The following is a 10710-nucleotide window of genomic DNA, read 5'->3' on the forward strand; positions in this document are numbered from 1 at the left end:
CAGCTCCTTCTCTTTGTACTCCGCTACTGCGTTTACCCCGCCTAAGCGTCAGTTCACTTACAGCAACAAAAGCGCCTGATGTTTCATTCCAAACTAGATTAAATATACGGTTCATAGTAAAAGTTCCGAAAAATATGCCTATAGAGAAGCACTATCAGGTTAGTTGTCTGTAAGTTATGGTGTTTTTTTGGGTGGTACAGGAGCGACCACATGAGCTGCACTGCCAGCAGTATCTTCCCAAAAAGACATTAAGGAATACTTGTCGAACAGGTCTGGTGGCAATACCGTGCGCCTCGATTCAAAGCTCACTTTGCTGCGCACTCGGTGCAAACCCGGTACGCCTAACTGGCTGTCAAATTCATGGGCGTCGTACTGCACATTATTGTAGTCGTGCTCAAACAATGGCTCGCCAATAAATTGGTAAATGATGGGAATAGCTTTGTGTGGGAATTTGGCCAACAGCTCATAGTCCAACACCAATAGCGATTTAGCGTGTTCGCCATAGAAGGCTTCTCTTAAAGCCGCCCAGGCAAAACCCACTAATTGCTCATGTTGTGTTAAGTTTTCGGCCCTGCTGTGTACAGTGCTACGAGCCATGTTGCCACTAAAAAGCTTGGTATTTTCAAAAGGATTAGCGCGGTAAAGTCGTTCAATGCTGTCCACCACCCAAGCCACATTCCGCACACAGGCGATAATTTTGGCATCAGGGTACAGCGACAACAGGGTCCCCAGTTTCGCTGTCCACATGCGGTTGGTGTCAAAAATGACCTCCTTGTCGCATTCCCGAAAGTAGTAAGCGTCAAATATACCGCGTGCGAGCATCTGGCGTTGCTCCGTATCCACCTGAGATGCAAACTCAGTGCCCGCACTGACCTGGGCAATCATACCCGCCACCAAGCCACCCACGGGACTACTCATGCCGGCCGAAAATCGGGGATTTTGGCGTAAAATAGCAGATAGAAGTGTTGACCCAGAGCGAGGTAAACCAGAGATAAAATGATACTTAGCAGGCATGCAAACCCCAGTTGTACTAAATTCATAAAAATAGTGCTTTTTCTGCCTATGTGTCATCACAGGAATTACAAGTCAGCACAGAACCATATTGCGCTTAAATCAGAAAAAGTTTATATACCACGAATGTTAATTGAGTGTTTATGATAGGTTGGATTCGGGTTTTATTAAAGAAAAGATGATATTCATATTTTTAGATCGCAAGTGACACCTTTCTTCCTTTTATTTTAATGGCTTATACGATACCAAAACATCTATCAGCGGCTTGCGTTGTTCTAAGTAAAGCCTTCGATATCTATGGGGTTTGATTTTAGCTCCCGCATGTGAACGCATCAGGCGCACGGATTTCACTGGGCAAGCTCAAGATTGCAGAAAAACATAACGTTGAGCTCGATTCGAGACAGATCTTGCTGGTGATCTGGTGTAGAGATTGAGAAAGCTAACAGGATGATATGGGTTGTTTTATACTCGGAAGCGCAGCGCAAAGTAAAGGCAACGCATTATACTGGCAATAATCCATAACAAAAAGCAGCCTAGGCTGCTTTTTTGCTATTTATTACTAGCTTTCAGCATCTTAGATATTCACGCATCTATCTTGGTAATCGTGGTTGAGCAGTGCTGTGTGCTTGATGTGCAGCAAGGGGGTGATCTCGTCGAAGGGCAGCGGTTTAGAGATCAAATATCCTTGGGCGAAGTGGCAACCTAAATCCCGCAGGAAGTGCCACTGGGCCTCGGTTTCTATGCCTTCGGCCACTAACTCCATTTCGAGGCTTTGCCCCATCATGACGATAGCTTTGACTAAGTTAGCATTAGCGTTACTTTCGAGGGCATTTTCCACAAAGCTACGATCGATTTTAATCACTGAAATAGGGAATTTTTTCAAATAACTCAGGGAAGAATAACCCGTACCAAAGTCATCGATATAGATTTGCGAGCCTAAATGGCGAATAGATTCGAGCGTGCTCAAGCAGTGGCTGGCATCGCCCATCAGCATGCTTTCTGTGATCTCAATATGCACATTGCGCGGGTTCACATGGTGGCGGTTAAAGCATTCCTGCAGTACTTGGTCGAATCCCATGCCGCGGGTGTTGATACATTGGCGACCGGAAACATTAATCGCAACATTGATTTTTAAGCCACTTTTCTGCCACTGTCTCAAATCATGCATGGCTTGGTTGAGCACCCATTCGCCCATAGGTTCTATCAGTCCGGTTTCTTCGGCCAGCGGGATAAATTGATCCGGTGGGATCAGGCCAAAGTCAGGGTCTTGCCAGCGGATAAGGGCTTCGACGCTGCAGACGACTCCAGTTTGCATATCTACTATGGGTTGATAATGCAGGGCAAATTCATTTTGTGCTACGGCGCGGCGCAGGCGTTGCTCTAACTCCATCCGAGCGAACATGGCTTCATTCATGCCCGCGGTAAAGTATTTGAAATTGTTCCGTCCCGCATCTTTAGCTTGATACATGGCGGTTTCGGTATTGCGGGTGAGTGAGCTGACATCGAGGCCATCTTCGGGATAGACGCCGATACCAAAGCTGGCTGAAATCTGGATCTCACGGTCATTTAAGTCAAACGGCATGCTTAAGGTTTCGATAATACGCGTTGCCATGTGTTCGATGGCGAGTTCGTTGGTCAGTCGCGGCAGAATAAGTACAAATTCATCACCCCCGATGCGGGCGATAAAGTCGGTTTTACCCGCAATGCCTTCTAAGCGTTTGGCCACATCTTTAAGTAATAAGTCGCCCGTGGCATGGCCTTGTACATCGTTGATGTATTTGAATTGGTCTAAATCTATCAGCAGAATCGCCAGTTTGCGTGAGTCATGCTGCGCCACATGGATTTCGTGCTGTAGGCGCTCATTAAACAACTTACGATTGGGTAGTCCCGTTAACGCATCGAAGTTGGCTTGATACCAAAGATCTTGCTCATATTGCTTACGCTTACTGATATCCATAAATAAACCAATGTGTTGGATTATTTGTCCTTGCTCATTTCGCACCACTGTAATGGCTAGATACTCGGGATACACTTGGCCATTTTTACGCTTATTCCAAACCTCGCCCTCCCATTTTCCTTCCGTTTGCAGCGACTCCCACATGGTGGTGTAAAAGTGCTGCGAATGACGGCTAGAACTGAGGATGGATGGACTGCGGCCTTTCACTTCTTCCAATGTATAGCCAGTAATATTGCAGAAAGCCGGATTGACCAGTTCGATATGGTTATCGGCATCTGTCACCATTATGCCCTCGGCAGAATAGTCAAATACCGCAGCGGCGCGGGTGAGTGCATGGTTCGCCTTCTGCCGTTCGCTGATCATCCGGTTCATGGCGCGGGCCATGCGAGCGAGTTCATCAGTACCTGAGACGCGGATATTGATATTGAGCTTGGGATCTTCCGCCATTTGCTGCATGTCATTAGCAATCTTAGTGATTTTATCCATAAAGTTGCGAATGATCTTCTGTCCGAGCCAGAGTGTAACGGTTGCGGTGAACAGGGCTGATAACAAGTACAGGCCGAGGAAGGTCAGGGCTTGGTTTTGTTGATACTCGCTCTGTTGCGCCATGGTTTGGGTGATGTCTTTGGCGAGTTGATGCAGTTGTTCAATACGCTGGGTGGTGAGCGCCCACCATTTTTGGCTGTCAATCGGATGTGGCGGCATTAACAGCTGTGTCATCGCTTGGCTTAACTTGTCCTCACTGGCTGGGACTTGCGCGATGGCGTTGATCTCCGCCATCGGCAAGCCTTGCTGCTTCAGTTGCTGCAGCTTGGCCATGCTGAATTGGTATTGATCTATGCTGTTCTCAATGGTTTTCAGCGCTGGCTTAAATTTGGGAAGAAAGCGGGTCTCGTGATTGAGTTCATCTAAGTTGAGATGAATCGTCGCCAGCGCGCTATTAAATTTTTGCAGTGAAACGTCATCGCCCTTCAGCAGATAATCCTGAAAACTCCCCATTAAGCCACCGTAACCTAAGTTGGCATTAATATTCTGTGCCAGTGCGCTAATGCGGGTTTGCTGCTCAATTTGTTGGCTTATCTGCAGAATACGTTGATTCTCTGGCGAATCTTGTAGGTTTTGCAGTAACGATTTTCTATCGGAAATCGCTGCATTGCTTGCGTGCATTACGGCTCGGCCATATTCATACATGAAGGAGCCTATGGTGCGATAGTCATTCAGATTGAGTGAGTCGCTGAGCAGCAAATGATTAATTGCGCTACGTTCTTTTACGGCGAGTTCCTGCACCATTAGCAGGTTTAATAAGTCGGTATAGGCGCGGGATTGGCTGATTTCGTTGGTCTGTAACTGCAATTGTTGAATGAGCTGCAACAGCTGAGTGTGTAGTTGACTATAGAGGTCAGTAAACGGGCTTTGTGTTTCGCTCGCAAGGGTTTGGCGTGCGTTGGCGAGTCTGTGGCCTGTGAGTGTGATGGCATCTAATAATGCGTTCATCTGACTTGCTTCAATACTGTTAGGATCGAGCGCCTCACTGAGGTGGGCTAAAGGTTCGCTATTAAGTAACGTATTGAATGCGTTGGAGGTCGCCTGTTGTTGCGCGACTAGCGCGTTATCGGCGGGCAGTTGATTGGTGCTCAGGCCATATTCGTTTTGCAACTGATACAGTAATTCAGTGATTTGTACCGTCGTCTGCACCGCAAGATGGTTGTGCTTGGCCGAGTGTGATTCATTTATTAAGCCATGCATGCGAGTCAGAATAAAAAAACTCATCATCAACAAGGGGACAAGCGAAAACAGAATGAGCTTTTGCTTCAAACTGAGGTGGTGTAGCGCTGACGGCATTAAAGATCACTCCACTCGTTCGCCTAGCTAAAAAAGAAATTCAACGTAGTCACGTTGAACTTGAGTTGAAAATGGAACTAGGCACAGGGTGAGAATATTTAACATAGGCGGCCAGTCACGGCGACCTTTAGTTTATGGATATCTAATCTAGGTCACGAAATTAAGCAGATTGTTATATATCGAGCTAAGCAACTATTTTTATTAGTGTATTTTTTGCCTATCAAACAAACATTTCATTTGTCTGTGATGTGAGACAGTATTTTGTCATTCGAAAGAATGGCTTTATTTATTGCCCTTATGGGCGTTGATTCAGGGAGTGGTATAACCGGTGGGATAAGCGATGTTGGGTTGCAAATAATGCTCAATAAAAAGGACGTTTGCCGCAGCGAAACGTCCCTTCGTCTTAAATTAATGACCTAAGTTTAGGCCATTGAAGTCTGACTTAACCGACCTTAGCCAATAGCGATTTACGGTAGACCACTATGTCTTCAATCGTCAGCACAGGCATATTGTGCTGTGCGCCGAAGGCGATAATTTCGGGTAAACGCGCCATAGTACCGTCGGGATTGGTGACTTCACACAATACGCCAGCGGGCTTTAAGCCTGCGAGTTGCACTAAATCGATCGTGCCTTCGGTGTGGCCGCGGCGGGTTAACACGCCGCCCGGTTGGGCGCGAAGTGGATACACATGGCCAGGGCGAGCGAGATCGCTTGGCTTAGCGCCATCGGCAATCGCGGCTTTAATGGTGGTCACGCGGTCAGCGGCAGAAACCCCAGTCGTTACACCGACAGTCGCTTCAATGCTCACAGTAAATGCCGTGCCGTATTGGCTCGAGTTGTGCTCGACCATAGCAGGCAGTTCGAGGGCTTTGATTTTTTCATCGGGTAAACACAGGCAAACAATACCGCTACATTCGCGGATGAGCATGGCCATTTGGGCGTTCGTCAACGTCTCGGCAGCGAAAATTAAATCGCCTTCGTTTTCTCTATCTTCGTCATCGACAACTAACACACCTTGGCCTTGACGCAGGGCATTAAGACCCGCTTCAACGCGTTCGATAGCAGTACCAAAAGGAGCAAGTAAAGACTGATTCATGGTTAATATCCTTAAAAAATACGACATTGGAATATCCAGAATCAGGGCGTGCAGAAATACAACCTAATCAAACCTAATGGCTCGATTTTGCTGTAGCAATATCACCTCACTTTGGGGTGAAGTTATTGCAAAACATGAGGCTAACACTGCAATACATAAGCGCGTTGCACTTAAATACCACAAGGTGTTGTCTTACATTCTCTTCCATCCGGACTCAGCACTGTCGCCATTAAAGCAAACAGTCCATTACCGTCGGCTCTGGAATAGTCAGTTTTGCACTAGGCAAAATCTAAGGCACCAGATCTGCTGACCCCGAAAGTGATTTCGGGCGCTCGCGGGCTTTGGGGATGCTCAGTTAAATAATCACTTAGCGTTACCCATTTACCGCCGGTGGGGAGTTTCACCCCGCCCTGAGAATTTGCTTTTGAACCGTTTGCGCTCAAAAACGCCGTTATGTTGCTCTTATTTACCGCGAATGGCAACTTCTCGCGTTCAATGTTTGCGCTAGTGCACACCTGACCACTATCATATTGAACACATAAGCTTATTGACTTGCCGTTGCATTCTGCGACGGTCGTTATGGACGTCACAAGGACGTATAAATGCGATCTCTGCTGCTAACTTTAGGTATTGCCATGTTGTTATCCGGTTGTTCGACCTCAAAAGGGCAAGTACCCGCCCCAGTTGCTGAAAAAATTCCCCATGTGATGACCTTGCATGGCGTAACGCGCACCGATGATTACTATTGGCTGCGTGACGATGAACGCAAAGATCCTAAAGTGTTGGCCCATCTCGAAGCTGAGAATCGCTACACTGCGGCCTATTTCAAACCCTTAAAGCCGCTGCAAAATGTTCTTTTTAAAGAGTTAACTGAGCGCTTAGTCGCCGATGAGTCGAGCGTGCCGTACCAATGGCACCAGCACAGCTATTACAGTCGTTATAAAGAAGGCGGCGAATATCCGCTAATCAGCCGTAAGGGCGCCGATGGCGTTGAGCAAGTGATGCTGGATGTTAACGAGCGAGCTCAGAGCCATGAGTTTTATGGCTTAGGCGGCGCCAGTGTTAGCCCAGATGAAACCATGTTGGCCTTTGGTGAAGACGTCCTCAGCCGCCGTGTGTACCACATTTATTTTAAAGATTTGGCCTCGGGCGACATGATCGTCGACGTGCTTGAAAATACCGAAGGTCGAGTGGTGTGGGCGAACGACAACAAACATGTGTTCTATATCGCCAAAGATTTGCAGACCTTACTTGGCTACCAAGTGTATCGCCATGAGCTAGGCACTAAGCAATCGAGCGATGTTTTAGTGTATGAAGAACAAGACGATTCTTTTTATATCTCGCTCGGCAAAACCTTAGATGAGTCGCAAATTGTGTTGTTCCAAGAGAGCACCACGACGAGCGAAGTGTCAGTGCTCGATGCCAGCGAACCTCTGGGTTTATTCAAGCCAGTGTTAGCGCGTGAAGAAGGCCACGAATACAGCGTGTCTAAGCTGGGTGATACTTATTACATTCTCACCAACTTGCAGGCGACTAACTTCCGTTTGATGAAAGTTGCCATCAAAGATGCGGCGGACAAATCTAAGTGGCAAGAAGTGGTAGCGCATAACCCCAATGCCCGTATCGAAGATGAGTTAGTGCTCAAGGATTATCTGATTATTCAGACCCGCGAAAACGGCCTGACGCGAATTAAAGTGATGCCGTTCAATGGTCAAAAGCCCTTCGAGTTGAGCTTTGATGAACCTGCCTATGTGATGGGTTTAGATGTTAATTCTCAGCAAGACAGCAATAAGTTACGCATTTTCTACTCTAGCCTGACAACGCCAGAAGCCGTATACGAATATTCGCTGGTGAATCCCGATAGACGGGATTTATTGAAACAAGATCAAGTCTTAGGCGGCTTCGATGCCAGCCAATATCGTGCCGAACGTGTGTTTATTACCGCCCGTGATGGTGTGAAAGTGCCCGTTTCTTTGGTGTATCGTAAAGATAAATTCAAGAAAGATGGCACTAACCCTCTGTATCAATACGGTTATGGATCTTACGGTTACACAGTGGAACCCGATTTTTCTTCATCCGTTATCAGTCTGCTCGATCGCGGTTTTGTGTATGCCATCGCCCACGTGCGTGGTTCAGAAATGCTCGGCCGCCCTTGGTATGACGACGGTAAACTGTTGAATAAGCAAAACACCTTCAATGATTTTATCGATGTAACAACGGCATTAACGGCACAAGGTTATGGCGATAAAAACAAGGTTGTCGCCTCTGGCGGCGGTGCGGGTGGTTTACTAATGGGCGCAATTGCTAACCAAGCGCCGGACAAGTATTTTGCCATCGCAGCCCATGTGCCGTTTGTTGATGTGGTGACCACTATGCTGGACGAGTCGATTCCGCTGACGACCAATGAGTACGACGAGTGGGGCAATCCGAACGAGAAAACCTATTTCGATTACATGCTGAGTTACTCGCCCTACGACAATGTCACCGAGCAAGAATATCCACACATGTTAGTGACGACGGGTTTGCATGACTCGCAAGTGCAGTATTTTGAACCCGCCAAGTGGGTCGCTAAGCTGCGCGATGTTAAAAACCTATGGTACAAGAGTGACGATAAAGTCTTGTTACTTAACGTGGATATGGAAGCCGGCCACGGCGGTAAGAGTGGTCGTTATCGCCAGTACCAAGACACAGCCCAAGAATATGCGTTCTTCTTGAGTCTGTTAGGTATGGCAAAGTAGGTCATTCGTAAGTGACCGAATCAGCCGTCAGCCCAGGTAATACGGACATAGGTGCTTTACAGCAACATGAGTCACTGGGGGCAGACACACTTGCCCCAGTGACTAGCGCCGTCGCTACCAAGAATGTTGTTACAGAAGCTTCGCTGAATCCCGTACCATTAAATCCTTCACCTCTGAAGCCTACACCCATAAAGTCATCATCTCTCTGGTACTTGTATCTAGTCCGCTGCGCCAACGGGCATTTATACACAGGCGTCACCACCGACGTAGCGCGACGCTTTAGCGAGCATCAGTCTGGTGGCATCAAATCCGCTAAGTATCTGCGCGGTAAAGGTCCATTAACGCTGATGTATCAAGAGCAGGTTGGTAGTCACGGCGATGCACTGCGCCGTGAAATTGCCGTTAAAAAGCTGAGTCGTGCTCAAAAACTTGCGTTGATTGAGTCAGGGGGTGGATTACTAGAGCGTTAACACTGAATCATACTTGTTCTGTGACGAGGAATGATTAAGCACTGTCATTCCAGTGACTCGCCGCCCTTTCGTTTAACAAGAAGTGTCCCTATAGGCTCGACGACGGCATCCATGCCGCCAACGGTCACTTCCATGATAGTGCTTAATCTAGTTAACCACTGAGTATCCTGTTAGCCTGAACAAGCCCTCGTTCTGCCATTTCATTGCAAAATTTAACAATGGGTGTCTCGATAAACTGCTTCCCAAATCTAGCCTTATCCTTCGATGTTTTTCTTCGTTTTAAAGCAAAGTCAAAGTCGTGGGGCTTCACCCCACACCCGACCAAGGAGGACTGCTCGTCCTATCCTCCTTGGATGCTCCATGACGCCCCCAACGGAGTTGAAAGCCCCTTGTGCTCATTGGCAAATTTGCTATCGCTTCCGAAGGATGCGTCCCTGCACCTGCGAAAGCTAGCTTGCCATCCATGGCAAGACTCACGCAATTTACCTATTCGCCCTGCGGCAACTCCGAGGGGATGGTGTATTTCTTCGGTCTTTGGCGTTGCTTGATTATCATTAAAAGAATGAAAGGGTTGTATGTGCTGCTCTTTTATAAGATGAATAGGACATAAAATTAATCGATTAAAACTCTATGCAACAAGAGGTTAATATGAAGTTCGCGTTAGTAGATGGAGTTAGACAGGAACCATTCCCAAAAGCCAAAGGCATATGTCAATTTTGCGGTAAGCCAACACTGTCAAAATGTGGTACAAAAGTTTGTTGGCATTGGGCGCATACTCGTAAAAGCTCATGCGATCCTTGGTGGGATAATGAAAGTGAGTGGCACAGAGACTGGAAAAACCACTGGGCGAACGAGTATCAAGAAATTGTTAATTTTGATGAAACAGGTGAAAAGCATATTGCTGATGTAAAGTTGCCAAACGGAACAGTAGTAGAGTTTCAAAATTCACCTATGTCACTACCGGAATTACAATCACGTGAGCAGTTTTATGGGGATATGATTTGGGTAGTGAATGGTAGAAATCTAGCTAAACATATGAAGATAAGGGCTGCATTACCCGATCCAGCTCATGCTTCTATGGTAGATATAGGCGTTCAAAATACGAATCATAAAAGTCACTTTATCTATTTCTATATCTCGGAATATCATCCTGGTGAGTTAATTGAAATACATTCATCTGACAAAATAGAGCACTTGATTAAGGATACTCATGTTGGTCACTTTTTTTATGAGTGGAAGCGTCCAAAACAAGTGTGGTTGCAGGCAACAAAGCCCGTTTATTTGGACTTTGGAAAGGGTATTCTTTGGCAGCTAATGCGTTTTAATGATTATAGTTATTACTGTATTCAAGCCCATAAAAAAGAAATGTTCCTAGTTCGCTATGGAGCTGTTAAATAACAAACGTCTTCGAGATGTAGTGGCACACTAATTTTGGCCACCTAAATAGAGGTGATATTATTGCCTCGTAGATGACTTTAGGTGAAAACATGAGAGCAACAACCAGAAAAACATTTAGTGCTGAATTCAAACTTGAAGCAGCCCAATTAGTCCTCGATAAAAACCATAGCATCATCGAAGCTGCAAAGGCGATGAACG

General features: G+C 46.6%; 6 protein-coding genes, 1 pseudogene and 1 riboswitch. Of the genes and pseudogenes, 3 read left to right on the plus strand and 4 right to left on the minus strand.

The window, feature by feature from the left end:
* Positions 1 to 10: 10 nt before the first annotated feature.
* From KV201_RS22650 to ribB, 4 genes and pseudogenes are all read right to left on the minus strand, one after another.
* Positions 11 to 115 (minus strand): annotated as a pseudogene (locus KV201_RS22650) (ESPR domain-containing protein); the annotation flags it as partial.
* Between the two features lie 59 nt (positions 116 to 174).
* Positions 175 to 1014 carry a sulfotransferase gene (locus tag KV201_RS14810; protein WP_226059785.1) on the minus strand — a complete coding sequence of 280 codons (840 nt, stop codon included), beginning with the start codon at positions 1012 to 1014 and terminating at the stop codon, positions 175 to 177.
* A 571-nt stretch (positions 1015 to 1585) separates the two neighbouring features.
* A complete protein-coding gene (locus KV201_RS14815; protein WP_226059786.1) occupies positions 1586 to 4810 on the minus strand; it encodes an EAL domain-containing protein in 3225 nt (1074 codons plus the stop codon).
* Between the two features lie 442 nt (positions 4811 to 5252).
* Positions 5253 to 5906: a 3,4-dihydroxy-2-butanone-4-phosphate synthase gene (gene ribB, locus KV201_RS14820; protein ID WP_226059787.1), complete on the minus strand. Its 654-nt coding sequence runs from the start codon at positions 5904 to 5906 to the stop codon at positions 5253 to 5255.
* A gap of 192 nt (positions 5907 to 6098) precedes the next feature.
* A riboswitch (FMN riboswitch) is annotated at positions 6099 to 6328 on the minus strand.
* Positions 6329 to 6508: 180 nt separating this feature from the next.
* Here ribB and KV201_RS14825 point away from each other — a divergent pair.
* The 3 genes from KV201_RS14825 to KV201_RS14835 all read left to right on the plus strand — a co-directional run bounded on the left by KV201_RS14825 (position 6509) and on the right by KV201_RS14835 (position 10512).
* On the plus strand, positions 6509 to 8644 hold the full coding sequence (locus KV201_RS14825; protein ID WP_226059788.1) for a S9 family peptidase: 2136 nt from the start codon (positions 6509 to 6511) through the stop codon (positions 8642 to 8644).
* 11 nt (positions 8645 to 8655) lie between these two features.
* On the plus strand, positions 8656 to 9114 hold the full coding sequence (locus KV201_RS14830) for a GIY-YIG nuclease family protein (RefSeq protein WP_226059789.1): 459 nt from the start codon (positions 8656 to 8658) through the stop codon (positions 9112 to 9114).
* 648 nt (positions 9115 to 9762) lie between these two features.
* Positions 9763 to 10512 carry a competence protein CoiA family protein gene (locus tag KV201_RS14835; protein WP_226059790.1) on the plus strand — a complete coding sequence of 250 codons (750 nt, stop codon included), beginning with the start codon at positions 9763 to 9765 and terminating at the stop codon, positions 10510 to 10512.
* The last annotated feature ends 198 nt before the right edge of the window (positions 10513 to 10710 follow it).

Source organism: Shewanella sp. SR1, assembly GCF_020447145.1.
GTDB classification, from domain to species: domain Bacteria; phylum Pseudomonadota; class Gammaproteobacteria; order Enterobacterales; family Shewanellaceae; genus Shewanella; species Shewanella baltica.

Bases quoted from the DNA above. Each gene is read 5' to 3' on its own strand.
- KV201_RS14835 (WP_226059790.1), top strand. From the start codon at position 9,763: ATGAAGTTCGCGTTAGTAGATGGAGTTAGACAGGAACCATTCCCAAAA.
- ribB (WP_226059787.1), bottom strand. From the start codon at position 5,906: ATGAATCAGTCTTTACTTGCTCCTTTTGGTACTGCTATCGAACGCGTT.
- KV201_RS14815 (WP_226059786.1), bottom strand. From the start codon at position 4,810: ATGCCGTCAGCGCTACACCACCTCAGTTTGAAGCAAAAGCTCATTCTG.
- KV201_RS14810 (WP_226059785.1), bottom strand. From the start codon at position 1,014: ATGCCTGCTAAGTATCATTTTATCTCTGGTTTACCTCGCTCTGGGTCA.
- KV201_RS14825 (WP_226059788.1), top strand. From the start codon at position 6,509: ATGCGATCTCTGCTGCTAACTTTAGGTATTGCCATGTTGTTATCCGGT.